At 55.9% G+C, this 16846-nt stretch carries 17 protein-coding genes; 15 read left to right on the forward strand and 2 right to left on the reverse strand.

All coding sequences use genetic code 11. The annotated features are described in order from the left end of the window. Positions 1-99: 99 nt before the first annotated feature. The 15 genes from leuS to lipA all read left to right on the forward strand — a co-directional run bounded on the left by leuS (position 100) and on the right by lipA (position 15490). Complete coding sequence (leuS, locus tag ACSIPU_RS08655) at positions 100-2682, forward strand: leucine--tRNA ligase (RefSeq protein ID WP_004111380.1); 2583 nt, start codon at positions 100-102, stop codon at positions 2680-2682. A gap of 14 nt (positions 2683-2696) precedes the next feature. After that, positions 2697-3278, forward strand: coding sequence for an LPS assembly lipoprotein LptE (lptE, locus tag ACSIPU_RS08660; protein WP_004100169.1), 582 nt, complete (start codon positions 2697-2699; stop codon positions 3276-3278). Then, positions 3278-4309, forward strand: coding sequence for a DNA polymerase III subunit delta (gene holA, locus ACSIPU_RS08665; RefSeq protein WP_049593400.1), 1032 nt, complete (start codon positions 3278-3280; stop codon positions 4307-4309). The genes lptE and holA overlap by 1 nt, the downstream gene beginning before the upstream one ends. Then, positions 4302-4952 (forward strand): nicotinate-nucleotide adenylyltransferase, encoded by a 651-nt coding sequence (gene nadD, locus ACSIPU_RS08670; RefSeq protein ID WP_064355363.1) that lies wholly within the window; start codon positions 4302-4304, stop codon positions 4950-4952. The genes holA and nadD overlap by 8 nt, the downstream gene beginning before the upstream one ends. Before the next feature lie 46 nt (positions 4953-4998). Then, entirely contained in the window at positions 4999-5628 is a 630-nt protein-coding gene (locus ACSIPU_RS08675; RefSeq protein WP_023320562.1) for an adenosylcobalamin/alpha-ribazole phosphatase, read from the forward strand. A 222-nt stretch (positions 5629-5850) separates the two neighbouring features. Continuing rightward, positions 5851-6168: a ribosome silencing factor gene (rsfS, locus tag ACSIPU_RS08680; RefSeq protein ID WP_004100162.1), complete on the forward strand. Its 318-nt coding sequence runs from the start codon at positions 5851-5853 to the stop codon at positions 6166-6168. Positions 6169-6171: 3 nt separating this feature from the next. Then, positions 6172-6639 (forward strand): 23S rRNA (pseudouridine(1915)-N(3))-methyltransferase RlmH, encoded by a 468-nt coding sequence (rlmH, locus tag ACSIPU_RS08685; RefSeq protein ID WP_004100160.1) that lies wholly within the window; start codon positions 6172-6174, stop codon positions 6637-6639. Positions 6640-6666: 27 nt separating this feature from the next. Then, entirely contained in the window at positions 6667-8568 is a 1902-nt protein-coding gene (gene mrdA, locus ACSIPU_RS08690; protein ID WP_004100158.1) for a peptidoglycan DD-transpeptidase MrdA, read from the forward strand. Beyond that, positions 8568-9680: a peptidoglycan glycosyltransferase MrdB gene (gene mrdB, locus ACSIPU_RS08695; protein WP_004100156.1), complete on the forward strand. Its 1113-nt coding sequence runs from the start codon at positions 8568-8570 to the stop codon at positions 9678-9680. The genes mrdA and mrdB overlap by 1 nt, the downstream gene beginning before the upstream one ends. Positions 9681-9690: 10 nt before the next feature. Then, entirely contained in the window at positions 9691-10791 is a 1101-nt protein-coding gene (rlpA, locus tag ACSIPU_RS08700) for an endolytic peptidoglycan transglycosylase RlpA (protein ID WP_004100155.1), read from the forward strand. Between the two features lie 142 nt (positions 10792-10933). Next, positions 10934-12133, forward strand: a complete 1200-nt coding sequence (gene dacA / locus ACSIPU_RS08705) for a D-alanyl-D-alanine carboxypeptidase DacA (RefSeq protein ID WP_004100154.1) — start codon at positions 10934-10936, stop codon at positions 12131-12133. Between the two features lie 106 nt (positions 12134-12239). Continuing rightward, a complete protein-coding gene (ybeD, locus tag ACSIPU_RS08710) occupies positions 12240-12503 on the forward strand; it encodes a DUF493 family protein YbeD (protein ID WP_004100153.1) in 264 nt (87 codons plus the stop codon). Between the two features lie 100 nt (positions 12504-12603). Continuing rightward, entirely contained in the window at positions 12604-13248 is a 645-nt protein-coding gene (gene lipB / locus ACSIPU_RS08715; protein ID WP_004100152.1) for a lipoyl(octanoyl) transferase LipB, read from the forward strand. Positions 13249-13383: 135 nt separating this feature from the next. Next, complete coding sequence (locus tag ACSIPU_RS08720) at positions 13384-14337, forward strand: YbeF family transcriptional regulator (RefSeq protein WP_004100151.1); 954 nt, start codon at positions 13384-13386, stop codon at positions 14335-14337. A 187-nt stretch (positions 14338-14524) separates the two neighbouring features. Then, on the forward strand, positions 14525-15490 hold the full coding sequence (lipA, locus tag ACSIPU_RS08725) for a lipoyl synthase (RefSeq protein ID WP_004100150.1): 966 nt from the start codon (positions 14525-14527) through the stop codon (positions 15488-15490). 224 nt (positions 15491-15714) lie between these two features. On the opposite strand, the gene tatE is transcribed toward lipA, so the two are convergent. Together tatE and ACSIPU_RS08735 are read right to left on the reverse strand one after the other, a co-directional pair. Continuing rightward, entirely contained in the window at positions 15715-15918 is a 204-nt protein-coding gene (gene tatE / locus ACSIPU_RS08730) for a twin-arginine translocase subunit TatE (RefSeq protein WP_004100149.1), read from the reverse strand. A 127-nt stretch (positions 15919-16045) separates the two neighbouring features. Continuing rightward, the gene (locus tag ACSIPU_RS08735) at positions 16046-16834 is read right to left on the reverse strand and encodes a deaminated glutathione amidase (protein ID WP_004100148.1); all 789 of its coding nucleotides are present in this window, start codon (positions 16832-16834) and stop codon (positions 16046-16048) included. Positions 16835-16846: the final 12 nt, after the last annotated feature.

Below are 16846 nucleotides of genomic sequence, written 5' to 3' on the forward strand. Positions count from 1 at the left end.
GTTTTGACGTTGGCGTTTGGGCTATGCTATGCCGATCTGAAATAACACATCCATTGGCTACATTTTGTAGCTGTATTGAAAACAGGACCACTGGCTGCCATGCAAGAGCAATACCGCCCGGAAGAGATAGAATCAAAAGTCCAGCAACACTGGGACGAGAAGCGTACCTTTGAAGTTACCGAAGACGAGAGTAAAGAGAAGTATTACTGCCTGTCGATGCTTCCCTATCCTTCTGGTCGACTACACATGGGCCACGTGCGCAACTACACCATTGGCGACGTGATTTCCCGTTACCAGCGCATGTTAGGCAAGAACGTGCTGCAGCCTATCGGCTGGGATGCGTTTGGCCTGCCTGCGGAAGGCGCGGCGGTGAAAAACAACACAGCTCCGGCACCGTGGACCTACGACAATATCGCCTACATGAAGAATCAGCTGAAAAAGCTGGGCTTTGGCTATGACTGGAGCCGCGAAGTGGCGACCTGCACCCCGGAATACTACCGCTGGGAGCAGAAGTTCTTCACCGAGCTGTATAAAAAAGGCCTGGTCTACAAAAAAACCTCCGCGGTGAACTGGTGCCCGAACGACCAGACCGTTCTGGCAAACGAGCAGGTTATCGACGGCTGCTGCTGGCGCTGCGATACCAAAGTTGAGCGTAAAGAGATCCCGCAGTGGTTTATTAAAATCACCGCCTACGCTGACGAGCTGCTGAACGATCTGGACAACCTGGATCACTGGCCGGATACCGTGAAGACCATGCAGCGTAACTGGATTGGCCGCTCCGAAGGCGTCGAAATCTCCTTCGACGTTAACGACTACGCCGACAAGCTGACCGTCTACACCACCCGCCCGGACACCTTTATGGGCTGCACCTATCTGGCCGTGGCGGCGGGTCACCCGCTGGCGCAGCAGGCAGCAGCCAATAACCCCGCGCTGGCGACGTTTATCGACGAATGCCGCAATACCAAAGTTGCCGAAGCCGAAATGGCAACTATGGAGAAAAAAGGCGTCGATACCGGTTATAAAGCGATTCATCCACTGACCGGTGAAGCCATCCCGGTCTGGGCGGCAAACTTTGTCCTGATGGAGTACGGCACCGGCGCGGTAATGGCCGTTCCGGGTCACGATCAGCGCGACTACGAGTTTGCCAGTAAATACGGTCTGGAGATCAAGCCGGTCATTCTGGCCGCCGACGGTTCCGAACCGGATCTCTCCGAACAGGCGCTGACCGAAAAAGGCGTGCTGTTCAACTCTGGCGAATTCGATGGTCTGGATCACGAAGCTGGCTTTAACGCCATCGCCGATAAGCTGGCTTCACTTGGCGTCGGCGAACGTAAAGTGAACTACCGCCTGCGCGACTGGGGCGTTTCCCGTCAGCGCTACTGGGGTGCGCCGATTCCAATGGTGACGCTGGAAGACGGTACCGTAATGCCGACTCCGGAAGATCAGCTGCCGGTAATTCTGCCGGAAGATGTGGTCATGGACGGCATCACCAGCCCCATTAAAGCCGATCCTGAGTGGGCGAAAACCACCGTAAACGGCCAGCCGGCGCTGCGTGAAACCGATACCTTTGATACCTTCATGGAATCCTCCTGGTACTACGCGCGCTATACCTGCCCGCAGTACGACCAGGGCATGCTGGACCCGGAAGCGGCGAACTACTGGCTGCCGGTGGATATTTATATCGGCGGTATCGAACACGCCATCATGCACCTGCTGTACTTCCGCTTCTTCCACAAGCTGATGCGCGACGCGGGCATGGTTAACTCTGACGAACCGGCAAAACAGCTGCTTTGCCAGGGCATGGTGCTGGCGGATGCCTTCTACTACGTTGGCGCGAACGGCGAGCGTAACTGGGTCTCTCCGGTTGATGCGATCGTTGAGCGCGATGAGAAAGGCCGCATCGCGAAAGCGAGAGATGCTGAAGGCCATGAACTGGTCTATACCGGCATGAGCAAGATGTCCAAGTCGAAAAACAACGGCATCGACCCGCAGGTCATGGTTCAACGTTACGGTGCCGACACCGTGCGTCTGTTTATGATGTTCGCCTCGCCGGCTGACATGACGCTGGAGTGGCAGGAGTCCGGCGTGGAAGGGGCCAACCGCTTCCTGAAACGCGTCTGGAAACTGGTTTACGAGCATACCACGCAGGGTGAAGTTGCCGCGCTGGACGTTGCCAGCCTCAGCGAAGATCAAAAAGCGCTGCGCCGCGACGTACACAAAACGATCGCTAAAGTGACCGATGATATCGGCCGCCGTCAGACCTTCAATACCGCGATCGCGGCGATTATGGAGCTGATGAACAAGCTGGCGAAAGCGCCGCAGGAAAGCGAACAGGATCGCGCGCTGATGCGTGAGGCTCTGCTGGCGGTCGTTCGCATGCTCAACCCGTTCACCCCGCACGCCAGCTTTACCCTGTGGCAGGAGCTGGGCGGCGAAGGCGATATTGACAACACGCCGTGGCCGGTTGCGGACGAAAGCGCTATGGTTGAAGACACCACGCTGGTTGTCGTCCAGGTAAATGGTAAAGTTCGTGGTAAAATTACCGTTGCGGTAGATGCAACCGAAGAGCAGGTGCGCGAGCGTGCGGCTCAGGAGCATCTGGTCGCGAAATATCTCGACGGTGTGACCGTGCGTAAAGTGATCTACGTTCCGGGTAAACTGCTCAATCTGGTCGTTGGCTAAGCGCGGGAGGAAGCGTGCGATATCTGGCAACATTGTTGTTAACTCTGGCGGTGTTAATCACCGCCGGTTGTGGCTGGCACCTGCGTAGTACTACGCAGGTTCCGACCGCAATGAAAACCATGATCTTCCAGTCGGGCGATCCAAATGGTCCATTAAGTCGCGCTGTCCGTAATCAGCTGCGCCTGAACGGCGTCGAGCTGGTTGATGCCAGTACGCTGCGCAAGGATATCCCTTCCCTGCGTCTGGAGTCATCGTCCATTCAGAAAGACACGGCATCTATTTTCCAGGATGGCCGTACTGCTGAATATCAGATGGTGATGACGGTGAATGCCAGCGTCCTGATCCCTGGTCATGATATCTATCCCATCACGACCAAAGTCTACCGTTCGTTCTTCGATAACCCGCAGGCGGCGCTAGCGAAAGATGCCGAGCAGGACATGATCATTCAGGAAATGTACGACAAAGCAGCCGAACAGCTGATCCGTAAGCTGCCGAGCGTACACGTTGCGGATGTCGAAGCCACCAAAGAGGATGAGAAGCCGGTGAACGCCGCTTCCACCTCCGGCAATCGCGTCTCCACCACGCTGGGTAACTGATGATTCGGTTGTACCCGGAACAGCTCCGCGCGCAGCTCACTGAAGGGCTGCGCGCGGCCTATCTGCTGCTTGGCAACGACCCGCTGCTGTTGCAGGAAAGCCAGGACGCCATCCGCGAAGCCGCTGCCGCCCAGGGCTTTATCGAACACCATACCGCCAGCATTGATGCCAGCACCGACTGGTCTGCCCTTTTCTCCCTCAGTCAGGCGATGAGCCTGTTTGCCAGCCGCCAGACGCTGCTGCTGATCCTGCCGGAGAACGGCCCCAATGCGGCAATCAACGAACAGCTCGCCACGCTTGTCAGCATGCTGCATGACGATCTTCTGCTGATCGTGCGTGGCAATAAGCTGACGAAAGCGCAGGAGAACGCCGCGTGGATCGCCGCTCTTGCCAGCCGTGCCGTTCAGGTTAGCTGTCAGACGCCGGAATATGCCCAGCTGCCGCGCTGGCTTGCCGCGCGCGCAAAGCAGCATCATCTGCAGCTTGATGACGCAGCCAGCCAGCTACTGTGCTACTGCTATGAAGGCAATCTGCTGGCGCTGGCGCAGGCTCTGGAGCGCCTGGCGCTACTGTGGCCGGACGGCAAACTGACCCTGCCGCGCGTTGAGCAGGCAGTCAACGACGCCGCGCATTTCACGCCTTATCATTGGGTTGATGCGCTGCTGGCGGGTAAAAGCAAACGCGTCCTGCACGTTTTGCAACAGCTGCGGCTGGAAGGCAGTGAACCGGCTATCCTGCTGCGCACCCTACAGCGTGAACTGCTGCTGCTGGTCAACCTGAAGCGGCAATCAGCCCATACGCCGCTGCGTACCCTGTTTGACAAGCATCGGGTGTGGCAAAACCGACGCCAGCTGGTCAGCGACGCGCTGGCCCGCCTGAGCGCCGACCAGCTGCGCCAGGCCGTCACGTTGTTGACCCGCGCCGAGCTCACCTTTAAGCAGGATTACGGGCACTCCGTCTGGTCCGAGCTGGAAAGTCTCTCTTTGTTGCTCTGCCATAAAGCGCTGGCAGACGTTTTTATTGATGGTTGATATGACTCAGTTACAGGCGATGTACGGCGGCACCTTCGATCCGGTGCATTACGGTCACCTCAAACCGGTGGAAATTCTGGCCAACCAAATCGGCCTCAATCGCGTCACCATTGTGCCTAACAACGTGCCGCCGCATCGCCCGCAGCCCGAAGCGACCAGCGACCAGCGACGGCATATGCTGGAACTGGCTATCGCCGATAAGCCGCTGTTTATCCTCGACGATCGTGAACTTAGGCGCGATACGCCGTCCTATTCTGCGCAGACCCTGCGCGAGTGGCGCCAGGAGCAGGGGCCGGGACGGCCGCTGGCGTTTATCATAGGCCAGGATTCGCTGCTGACTTTTACCTCCTGGCACGACTATGCCAGCATCCTTGATAACGTTCATTTGATCGTCTGCCGACGCCCCGGCTACCCGCTGACGATGGCGTGCGAGCAGGATCAGCAGTGGCTGGACAAGCATCTCACCCATGACGTCGAGCGGCTGCATAGCGCCCCGGCAGGCGTTATCTACCTGGCCGAAACGCCGTGGTTTGATATCTCAGCAACCCTTATTCGCCAGCGTCTGGAAGCAGGCGAGTCCTGCGCGGACATGATGCCGGAAAGCGTGCTTGAGTATATCCACCAGCAAAATCTTTACTGCTAGCCTAGCAGCCAGGACGGTCTCAGAGACGCCTTTCGAGAGGGTCATCATGAAATTATGGTTAGTTCGGCATGGCGAAACCGAGGCCAACGTCGCAGGCCTCTACAGCGGGCATGCCCCCACTGAGTTAACGGAACGTGGAATCAGACAGGCCCAAACGCTCGGACAGCGTCTGCATGCCGTTCCGTTTGAGCGCGTGTTTTGTAGTGAGCTTGAGCGCACCCAGCGCACGGCCAGCCTGCTGCTGGGGGAACGGAGCATCCCCCGTCATACCTTCGCTGAGCTCAATGAAATGTTCTTCGGCGACTGGGAAATGCGCCACCATCGCGATTTGCAGCAGGAAGATGCTGAAAACTACGCCGCCTGGTGCGCCGACTGGCAGCATGCGGCGCCTACCAACGGAGAGGGCTTTCAGGCCTTTTCCGAGCGCGTTTGCCGCTTTACTGCCACCCTCTCTCAGTATCAGGAACTTAATCATCTGCTGATCGTCGGTCACCAGGGGGTTCTGAGCCTGTTAATCGCTCATCTTCTGCACATGCCGGCTTCGGCGATGTGGCACTTTCCCATCGAGCATGGCGCGTGGAGCCTGATCGATCTCCAGCCTGAATTCACCACGCTGCGGGTGCTAAATAGCCGGGCCGTTTGGCTGGCGGAAGAAGAATTGCGCGCAGACCATTGACAGTGCAAAGCAGGCTGCTATTCTCCGCAGCCAGGCTGTATCCGCTATTTGAACTTTGCAGAAATTGTTTTACAAAAATGGCGATGCAATCATCGGCGATGGATGGGATGATAGCCGCCTTCACCGCCCGTTTATCGACATTTATCCCGACTTTGCCAACAGTTCGGGTATACTGTCAGGCTGTTTATTGTTTTTCACTCTTCACACACCCAGGGGGAACTCTTGCAGGGTAAAGCACTCCAGGATTTTGTTATCGACAAAATTGATGACCTGAAAGGTCAGGACATCGTTGCCATTGACGTTCATGGCAAATCCAGCATTACAGATTGCATGGTCATCTGCACAGGCACTTCCACGCGCCATGTTATGTCCATCGCTGACCACGTCGTGCAGGAGTCTCGCGCCGCCGGGATGCTGCCGCTGGGCGTTGAAGGCGAAGCCGCCGCGGACTGGATCGTGGTCGATCTCGGCGACGTTATGGTTCACGTCATGCAGGAAGAGAGCCGTCGTCTGTACGAGCTGGAAAAACTCTGGAGTTAACGCGTGAAGCTGCACCTGGTAGCCGTTGGCACCAAAATGCCGGACTGGGTTCAGACCGGCTTTAGTGAATATCTGCGCCGTTTTCCAAAGGATATGCCGTTCGAACTGGTGGAAATCCCCGCCGGTAAACGCGGCAAAAACGCCGACATCAAACGCATTCTTGAAAAAGAGGGCGAAATGATGCTGGCGGCAGCAGGCAAAAACCGCATCGTCACCCTGGATATTCCGGGGAAACCGTGGGATACGCCGCAGCTGGCGCGCGAACTGGAACGCTGGAAACAGGATGGCCGCGACGTCAGCCTGCTTATCGGCGGTCCGGAAGGCCTTTCACCCGCCTGCAAAGCGGCGGCGGAACAAAGTTGGTCGCTCTCAACGCTCACCCTACCTCACCCGCTGGTTCGCGTACTGGTGGCCGAGAGTCTGTATCGGGCGTGGAGCATTACCACCAACCACCCTTACCACCGTGAGTAATGATGACCAGGGTAGACTAAGCAGCGAATGAAATTACAGAATTCTTTCCGCGACTATTCGGCTGAATCCTCGCTGTTCGTGCGCCGGGCGCTGGTCGCTTTTTTGGGGATTTTGCTGCTTACCGGCGTACTGATCGCCAACCTTTATAACGTGCAGATTGTGCGTTATACCGACTATCAAACGCGTTCAAACGAAAACCGCATTAAACTGGTCCCGATTCCGCCGAGCCGCGGCATTATCTACGATCGCAACGGCACGCCGCTGGCGCTTAACCGCACGATTTACCAGCTGGAGATGATGCCGGAGAAGGTCGACAACGTTCAGCAAACGCTGGATGCGCTGCGCGACGTTATCGATCTCACCGATGACGATGTGGCGAACTTTAAAAAAGAGCGCGCCCGCTCGCATCGTTTTACCTCCATTCCGGTCAAAGTTAACCTCAGCGAAGTGCAGGTTGCCCGTTTCGCGGTCAACCAGTATCGCTTTCCCGGGGTGGAAGTTAAAGGCTATAAGCGCCGCTACTATCCCTATAACTCCGCTCTGACCCACGTTATCGGCTACGTCTCTAAAATTAACGATAAAGACGTCGATCGCCTGGATAAAGAGGGCAAGCTGGCAAATTACGCCTCCACGCACGATATCGGCAAGCTGGGGATCGAGCGCTACTACGAAGATGTCCTGCACGGGCAAACCGGCTATGAAGAGGTTGAAGTGAACAACCGCGGCCGCGTGATTCGTCAGCTCAAAGAGGTGCCCCCGCAGGCCGGGCGCGATATCTATTTAACGCTCGACCTTAAGCTCCAGCAGTATATTGAAACCCTGCTCGCCGGCAGCCGCGCGGCGGTCGTCGTCACGGACCCGCGAACCGGCGCTATCCTCGCGCTGGTTTCGACGCCAAGCTACGACCCTAATCTGTTCGTTGACGGTATTTCCAGCAAGGATTACTCCGGACTCCTCAACGATCCTAATACGCCGCTGGTCAACCGCGCGACCCAGGGCGTTTACCCGCCGGCTTCGACGGTTAAGCCATACGTTGCGGTCTCAGCGCTCAGCGCCGGGGTCATAACCCGCAACACCAGCCTGTTTGACCCCGGCTGGTGGCAACTTCCCGGCTCGGAAAAACGCTACCGTGACTGGAAAAAGTGGGGCCACGGCCATCTGAATGTCACCAAAGCGCTGGAAGAGTCCGCCGATACCTACTTCTATCAGGTTGCCTATGATATGGGTATCGACCGCCTGTCTGAGTGGATGGGTAAATTCGGCTACGGCCACTATACCGGCGTTGATCTGGCGGAAGAGCGCTCCGGTAATATGCCGACTCGCGAATGGAAGCTCAAGCGCTTCAAGAAACCGTGGTACCAGGGCGATACCATCCCGGTCGGGATCGGACAGGGCTACTGGACCGCAACGCCTATTCAGATGAACAAGGCGCTGATGATCCTGATTAACGACGGAGTAGTTAAAGTACCGCATCTGCTGCAAAGCACGGTGGAAGACGGTAAACCGGTGCCCTGGGTTCAGCCGCATGAACCGCCGGTCGGAGACATTCACTCTGGCTTTTGGGAAATCGCTAAAGACGGGATGTATGGCGTAGCCAACCGAGGCAACGGTACCGCGCATAAATACTTTGCCAGCGCACCTTATAAAATCGCGGCCAAGTCGGGTACCGCCCAGGTCTTTGGCCTGAAAGCCAATGAGACCTATAACGCACACAGAATCGCCGAACGCCTGCGTGACCATAAACTGATGACGGCGTTTGCCCCTTACAACAACCCCCAGGTTGCCGTAGCCATTATTCTTGAGAACGGCGGCGCAGGTCCGGCAGTCGGTACCATTATGCGTCAGATTCTCGATCATATAATGCTGGGCGATAACAACACCAATCTGCCGACTGAAAATCCGGCGGTAACGGCTGGGGAGGATCAATAATGACTGATAATCCGAACAAAAAATCGCTATGGGATAAAATCCACCTCGATCCCACCATGCTGCTTATCCTGCTGGCGCTGCTGACCTACAGCGCGCTGGTTATCTGGAGCGCCAGCGGTCAGGATATGGGCATGATGGAGCGTAAAATCGGCCAGATCGCTATGGGGATTGTTATTATGATCGTCATGGCGCAAATCCCGCCGCGGGTCTATGAAGGCTGGGCGCCCTATCTCTATATTTTCTGTATTATTCTGCTGGTGGCGGTTGATGCCTTCGGCGCCATTTCCAAAGGGGCGCAGCGCTGGCTGGATCTCGGCATCGTTCGCTTCCAGCCGTCGGAAATCGCTAAAATAGCCGTACCGCTGATGGTGGCGCGCTTTATCAACCGCGACGTGTGTCCGCCATCGCTGAAAAATACCGCCATTGCGCTGGTGCTGATTTTCCTGCCCACGCTGCTGGTCGCCGCGCAGCCTGACCTCGGAACCTCGATTCTGGTCGCCCTGTCCGGTCTGTTTGTCCTGTTTCTCTCTGGCCTGAGCTGGCGTCTGATTGGTATTGCGGTGGTGCTGGTCGCCGCCTTTATTCCAATCCTCTGGTTCTTCCTGATGCATGACTATCAGCGCCAGCGCGTAATGATGCTGCTCGACCCGGAAACCGATCCGCTCGGCGCGGGTTACCACATTATTCAATCAAAGATCGCTATCGGCTCCGGCGGGTTGCGCGGTAAAGGCTGGCTGCACGGTACCCAGTCGCAGCTGGAGTTTCTGCCAGAACGCCATACCGACTTTATCTTTGCGGTACTGGCGGAAGAACTGGGGCTGATTGGCGTACTGATCCTGCTGGCGCTGTATATACTGCTTATCATGCGCGGACTCTGGATCGCCGCCCAGGCGCAAACCACCTTTGGCCGAGTGATGGCCGGTGGTTTAATGTTGATTTTATTCGTTTATGTCTTCGTAAATATTGGTATGGTAAGTGGTATTTTACCGGTGGTGGGGGTACCTTTGCCGCTGGTCAGCTACGGGGGCTCTGCCCTAATCGTATTGATGGCCGGGTTTGGTATCGTCATGTCGATCCATACTCACAGAAAAATGTTGTCGAAAAGCGTGTAAGGGGTTCGCGATGCGTAAGCAATGGCTGGGGATCTGCATAGCAGCAGGGCTGCTGGCGGCATGTTCGGGTGAAGACGTTCAACAGAAAACGGTCAGCACTCCACAGCCGGCCGTTTGCAATGGCCCAACGGTGGAGATTAGCGGCGCCGATCCGCAGTACGAAACGCCTAACGCCACGGCGAATCAGGATTATGAACGCGACGGCAAAAGCTACAAAATCGTTCAGGATCCGTCCAACTTTACCCAGGCCGGTTTCGCCGCTATCTACGACGCCGAGCCCAACAGCAATCTGACCGCATCGGGAGAAGCGTTCGATCCTACGCAGCTCACCGCTGCCCATCCTACGCTGCCGATCCCAAGCTACGCGCGGATCACCAACCTGGCGAACGGCCGCATGATCGTCGTGCGCATCAACGATCGCGGGCCTTACGGTAACGATCGCGTGATCTCACTGTCGCGCGCCTCAGCCGATCGTCTGAATACATCAAATAATACCAAAGTACGTATCGACCCTATCATCGTCGCACCGGACGGCTCGCTTTCCGGGCCGGGCATGGCCTGTACGACGGTAGCCAAACAGACCTACGCCCTGCCGGCGCGCCCGAATCTTGACGGCGACGGCAGCGCGGCGATGGGGCAACCCGCGCCAACTGACGTGCACGCCATCAGCAACGCAACGCTGAAGCCGGAAGATAGCACCGGCGCACCGGTCAACAGCGGCGGTTTTCTCGGCGCGCCGACGCCGCTGAATAACGGTGTGCTGGAAGGCAGCGAGCCCGTGGTGCAAACCGCGCCGGTTACCGCGCCGGGTTCTGTTCAGGGAAGCGTAGCGCCCGCCGCCGTCGCGACCGCAGCAGTGACGCCAGCCGCAGCGGCAAGCGCCAACGGCGATTTCGTCGTACAGGTCGGCGCCGTCAGCGACCAGTCCCGTGCGCAACAGTACCAGCAGCGTCTGAGTCAGCAATTTTCCGTTCCGGGCCGCGTCATGCAAAACGGCGCGGTGTGGCGTATCCAGCTTGGCCCATTCAGCAGCAAAGCGGAGGCTAGCACGATCCAACAGCGCCTGCAAAGCGAAGCTCAGCTGCAATCATTTATTACTCGCGCCAACTAAAGGCATTGGTCCAGCCGCCCCGGTTCATTGCGTATGACAAAGTCATTAACAAAGTCGTACGCAATGTCGGATGCTGGTTCGTAGTGCATTTGTTATAGTAAGGCACTTTTTTAACTCCATCACGGATGCCGTTGTTCAGACCATGAAGACCTCTTTTACCGCTCGTTTACTCGTTACGGCGCTCTCCGTGGCAGCGCTGTCCTCCGCTGCCCGCGCCGATGACCTGAATATCAAAACTATGATCCCAGGCGCCCCGCAGATTGACGCCGAATCCTGGATTCTTATCGATTACAACTCAGGCAAAGTGCTGGCGGAAAACAACGCTGACTCCCGTCGCGACCCGGCAAGCCTGACTAAAATGATGACCAGCTATGTCATTGGTCAGGCCATGAAAGCGGGCAAATTTAAAGAGTCCGACCTGGTCACCGTAGGCAACGACGCGTGGGCAACCGGTAATCCGGTGTTCAAAGGTTCTTCGCTGATGTTCCTCAAACCGGGTATGCAGGTGCCGGTATCCCAGCTGATCCGCGGTATCAACCTGCAGTCGGGCAACGATGCCTGCGTGGCGATGGCCGACTACGTCGCCGGTAGCCAGGACGCCTTCGTCAGCCTGATGAACAACTACGTTAACGCGCTGGGCCTGAAGAACACCCATTTCCAGACCGTTCACGGCCTGGATGCCGATGGTCAGTTCAGCTCAGCGCGCGACATGGCGCTGATTGGCCAGGCGCTGATTCGCGATGTTCCAAACGAATACACCATCTACAAAGAGAAAGAATTTACCTTCAACGGTATTCGTCAGCTCAACCGCAACGGCCTGCTGTGGGATAACAGCCTCAACGTCGACGGCATTAAAACCGGCCACACGGATAAAGCGGGCTACAACCTCGTGGCATCGGCAACTGAAGGCCAGATGCGCCTCATCTCCGCCGTGATGGGCGGTCGTACCTATAAAGGACGCGAGTCCGAAAGCAAAAAGCTGCTGACCTGGGGCTTTCGCTTCTTTGAAACCGTTAACCCGATTAAAGCCGGTAAAGAATTCGCCTCTGAACCTGCCTGGTTCGGCGATAGCGATCGCGCCTCTCTCGGCGTGGATAAAGACGTTTATCTGACGATTCCTCGCGGTCGGATGAAAGATCTGAAAGCCAGCTACGTGCTGAATAATGCCGAGCTGCACGCGCCGCTGCAGAAAAACCAGGTTGTGGGCACCATTAACTTCCAGCTTGATGGCAAAACCATCGATCAGCGTCCGCTGGTGGTCCTGCAGGAAATCCCGGAAGGCAATTTCTTCGGTAAAATCATTGATTACATTAAATTAATGTTCCATCACTGGTTTGGTTAAAAACCGAACGCTTGAAAGTGTGATTTACATCCCCATATACTAGATATCCTGATAACTCCCACACGTCGTGGGAGTTATTATTTTTTGTTGTAACACCGGAGCTGACATGAAAACCAAACTTAACGAACTGCTTGAATTCCCTACCCCATTTACTTACAAAGTAATGGGACAGGCGTTGCCGGAGCTGGTTGACCAGGTGGTTGAAGTGGTACAGCGCCATGCACCAGGTGATTACTCTCCGACGGTAAAACCCAGCAGCAAAGGCAACTACCACTCTGTCTCTATTACCATCAATGCAACCCATATTGAGCAGGTAGAAACCCTCTACGAAGAGCTGGGCAATATTGAAATCGTTCGGATGGTGCTGTAAATCTCTTCCCCTGACCCGGCGTCCACGCCGGGTCATTCTCGCTTTCTCGCTGTGATATACTTCCCCACTCAAATCATTCTCTCTCTGCGGAGACGTTGTTTTGCAGCACAATAAAATTCTCATCCGCCAGCTCGGCCTGCAACCTTACGAACCTGTCTCGCAGGCAATGCACGAGTTTACCGACACCCGCGACGAGACTACGCTGGATGAAATCTGGCTGGTAGAGCACCATCCCGTATTCACTCAGGGGCAGGCAGGCAAAGCCGAACATGTTCTCGTTCCCGGCGAAATCCCGGTGATTCAGAGCGATCGCGGGGGGCAGGTCACCTATCACGGTCCCGGCCAGCAGGTGATGTACGTTCTGCTGAACCTGAAACGCCGTAAGCTGGGGGTGCGCGAGCTGGTCACGCTTCTGGAGCAAACCGTCGTGAACACCCTGGCGGAATATGACATCGAATCACACCCGCGCGCCGATGCTCCCGGCGTCTACGTGGGCGATCGGAAAATCTGCTCTCTGGGTCTGCGCATTCGTAGAGGTTGCTCATTCCACGGCCTGGCGCTAAATATCAACATGGATCTGTCGCCGTTCCTGAGAATTAACCCCTGCGGCTATGCCGGAATGGAGATGACGCAGATGCGTCAGTGGCAGCCAGATGCCCAGCCGGAAAACGTATCGCCACGTCTGGTCGCTCATCTGCTGGCGCTCCTGAACGATCCGCCCTCGGAATACATTTTATCCCGTTAGCCATCACGTCCCGTTGCCGCGGGACGTCTCGTTTTTCCTCGGGCCGGATTAAGCCTTTTATTTGCAATCTATCATCACTAATAAAATAAATGTGACCGCTATAATGGTGCTAATTATCACTAGCGGAAATAAAGAGTGGACGACAATAACTCTCAGGCAGAATCAGGCGATCGGCTTGACGATCGCCACGGTCGGCAGATGTTTCGCATTCTGCGTACGATAGACCTCAATTTACTCACTATTTTTGAAGCGGTTTACGTCCATAAAGGCATCGTTAACGCGGCAAAGGTACTCAATATCACGCCGTCGGCGATAAGCCAGTCAATCAACAAGCTGCGCGCGCTCTTCCCTGACCCGCTATTTATTCGTAAGGGACAGGGCGTGACCCCCACGGCCTACGCTACGCATCTGCATAAGCATATTAGTCAGGGGATGGAGGCGTTTCTCAACGCGCTGGATCTCACCGGCAATACGCAGCGGGAGCGGGTGATAACGATTGCCACTTCCCCGGCTATTGGCGCGTTAATCATGCCGGTTATCACCCAAAAACTGCGGGCCGTCTTTCCCCAGATACTGCTGCACAATATCGCTATCAACGACGCAGTCAGTCAGCTAAACCAGCGTCAGGTGGACCTGCTTATCGACAGCTATCCCCACAGCGGGCAGACGATTACGCACCATGTGCTTTACCAGGACAGCGTGCACATCTTCTGCCGGGCAGGACATCCGGCTCTCGCCTTGCCTGCAACCGCAGATAATCTTAGTCAATATGAATTCGCTCTGCTGCAGCCAGAGGGGCAGCGCTACACCACCATCCTGCGTCGCCTGCAGGAACACCTCGGCGAACGCCGCTGCGGTTTTAGTAGCTACAATCTGTTAACTCAGGCGGCGCTGGTCAGCGAAAGCGATATGCTGGGGCTGATAACTTCCGGGATGTTTTCTCTGGTTGACAGAATATGGCCTTTGAAAATGATCGACTTCGCCCCTCTGCGCGAAGAAAAAATTGATATTGCGTTGCACTATAACAAGCTCAGCGCGCAGGAACCCTTGTTGAAAGAGATCGTCGGGACAATTCGTCAGGCTTTCTAGTCGATAAGGCACGTGTGGGAAAAGCATAAAACAACAACTATTTTACAATTTGCCCGGCAAGCAGGCTGCTTTATGCCCCGTATCAATGATATACTGCCTGCGTTTAATTCAAAAATAGTTGATAAATGCAACATTTACTTGAATTGATTCGCTTTCCTTCGTCACTCGCAACTGGAACACGCACGCTATGAGTAAACCCATTGTGATGGAACGCGGTGTTAAATACCGCGATGCCGATAAAATGGCCCTTATCCCGGTGAAAAACGTGGCAACTGAGCGTGAAGCTCTGCTCAGAAAACCGGAATGGATGAAAATCAAACTTCCGGCTGACTCGTCCCGTATCCAGGGGATCAAGGCAGCGATGCGTAAGAACGGCCTGCACTCCGTGTGCGAAGAAGCCTCTTGCCCTAACCTCGCGGAATGTTTTAACCACGGAACGGCGACCTTTATGATCCTGGGCGCCATCTGTACCCGCCGTTGCCCATTCTGCGATGTTGCCCACGGACGCCCGATAACGCCGGACGCCAACGAGCCGCAAAAGCTGGCGCAAACCATCGCCGATATGGCGCTGCGCTATGTGGTTGTAACCTCCGTGGACCGCGACGATCTGCGCGATGGCGGCGCTCAGCATTTTGCCGACTGCATCAGCGCGATTCGTGAAAAAAGCCCGACGATCAAAATTGAAACTCTGGTGCCGGACTTCCGCGGCCGTATGGATCGTGCGCTGGAGATCCTCCAGGCCACGCCGCCGGACGTGTTTAACCATAACCTGGAAAACGTTCCGCGCCTCTATCGTCAGGTTCGCCCTGGCGCCGACTACAACTGGTCCCTGAAGCTGCTGGAGCGCTTTAAAGAAGCGCACCCGGAGATCCCGACGAAATCGGGACTGATGGTGGGTTTAGGCGAAACGAATGCTGAAATCATTGAAGTCATGCGCGATCTGCGCCGCCACGGCGTGACGATGCTGACTTTAGGCCAGTATCTGCAGCCGAGCCGCCACCACCTGCCGGTACAGCGCTACGTGAGCCCGGATGAATTCGAAGAGATGAAAGCCGAAGCGATGGCAATGGGCTTTACCCACGCCGCCTGCGGACCCTTTGTTCGTTCGTCCTATCATGCCGACCTGCAGGCCAAAGGTATGGAAGTGAAGTAATTCCTGTTGCGACCGCGGCGTTATATTTGTAGCGCAGCGGTCTTTCCTGCCACTCATTTTGCTCGCCAATAATAAAACCCAACGCGGTAACAGTTAGTTGCATCTTTTTAAGCAAAATCCGTGCAGATGACAAAAAGAGGCCGCAGCGCTATCGCTGCGGCCTCTTTGCCGACGCGGTTTCCCCGTCGGTAGCGAGCCTCCTTCAGCGGGAAACTCGTCGCGAATTACTCTTTATGAGAGAGCTTCTGCGCCGGAGCCTCTTCGGCACTGGTCTTTTTCGCACTATCATCGTCATCGCTCATGGCTTTTTTGAAGCCTTTGATAGCCGAGCCCAGGTCTCCACCCAGCGTGCGTAACTTTTTGGTACCAAACACCAGGATAATCAGCGCTGCGACTACCAGCAGTTTGGTAATACTAATCTCACCCATAGCTAACCTTCTTCTCTAATACAAGCTGCGAATACGCCATCATACACGCATACAATTAACGGCTATTTGACGCGCGGACACAATAGCAATCTGTAACAAGGTGAATCAAGCCTTGTTTAAAAAAACGTCATAATAATTGCGGTGGCGCAAAGCGACGATTCTGCAGCACCGGCAGGCGCTCTCTTACCTGCTGAATATAATCGGTTGAAAGCTCCGCGAAAATCAGCTGCGGCTGCTCCCCTGCCCCGGCAATCGTCGTTCCTAAAGGATCGACAATTCGACTCTGACCAATATTACGCGTTCCGCACTCCCCCGCAGCGACAATATAGCAGGTGGTATCCAGCGCCCGTGCCGCCAGCAGAGTCGCCCAGTGATGCTCTTTCAGCGGCCCTTTTACCCACGCGGCGGGCAGGACAATAAGCTGCGCGCCGCTGAGCGCTAAGGATAGCGCCAGCTCAGGAAAGCGTAAATCGTAACAGGTCATTAACCCGACTCGCATCCCGTCGACCTCAATGAGCGGCGGAATTTGCTGACCGGCATCGACCAGCCGGGATTCCTGAATATTGAAAGCATCATACAAATGCAGTTTCTGATATTGCGCAATAATTTTCCCGTGACGTAACGCCACCAGCGTATTCGTTGCCCGCCCTTCTGCAGACGGCACGTGCAGGGTCAGCACCGTCGTCAAGGGACTGTTTTCGCTTTCCGCCAGCAGAAGCTGTAAAAAACCGCCGTCCAGCTGCTGGGCGGACTTGACTGATAAATCCGCATCGGCGTCGTTTCGCGCCAGCAACGCCTCGGGTAGCACCAGAAGCGTTGCTCCGCGCTCCCCTGCCTGACGCATCATGCTCACGCAGGTCTGAGCATTGACCGTCCAGTCCGGCGTTACGGCAAATTGTCCGGCAGCAACAAGCATCTTTTCTCTCCC

Source organism: Klebsiella sp. HN106 (assembly GCF_051209435.1).
GTDB lineage: Bacteria > Pseudomonadota > Gammaproteobacteria > Enterobacterales > Enterobacteriaceae > Klebsiella > Klebsiella oxytoca.

Coding starts and splice junctions, on each gene's coding strand:
- rlpA (WP_004100155.1), top strand. CDS start 9,691: ATGCGTAAGCAATGGCTGGGGATCTGCATAGCAGCAGGGCTGCTGGCG.
- dacA (WP_004100154.1), top strand. CDS start 10,934: ATGAAGACCTCTTTTACCGCTCGTTTACTCGTTACGGCGCTCTCCGTG.
- lipA (WP_004100150.1), top strand. CDS start 14,525: ATGAGTAAACCCATTGTGATGGAACGCGGTGTTAAATACCGCGATGCC.
- mrdA (WP_004100158.1), top strand. CDS start 6,667: ATGAAATTACAGAATTCTTTCCGCGACTATTCGGCTGAATCCTCGCTG.
- ACSIPU_RS08735 (WP_004100148.1), bottom strand. CDS start 16,834: ATGCTTGTTGCTGCCGGACAATTTGCCGTAACGCCGGACTGGACGGTC.
- ACSIPU_RS08675 (WP_023320562.1), top strand. CDS start 4,999: ATGAAATTATGGTTAGTTCGGCATGGCGAAACCGAGGCCAACGTCGCA.
- mrdB (WP_004100156.1), top strand. CDS start 8,568: ATGACTGATAATCCGAACAAAAAATCGCTATGGGATAAAATCCACCTC.
- holA (WP_049593400.1), top strand. CDS start 3,278: ATGATTCGGTTGTACCCGGAACAGCTCCGCGCGCAGCTCACTGAAGGG.
- nadD (WP_064355363.1), top strand. CDS start 4,302: ATGGTTGATATGACTCAGTTACAGGCGATGTACGGCGGCACCTTCGAT.
- ybeD (WP_004100153.1), top strand. CDS start 12,240: ATGAAAACCAAACTTAACGAACTGCTTGAATTCCCTACCCCATTTACT.
- tatE (WP_004100149.1), bottom strand. CDS start 15,918: ATGGGTGAGATTAGTATTACCAAACTGCTGGTAGTCGCAGCGCTGATT.
- leuS (WP_004111380.1), top strand. CDS start 100: ATGCAAGAGCAATACCGCCCGGAAGAGATAGAATCAAAAGTCCAGCAA.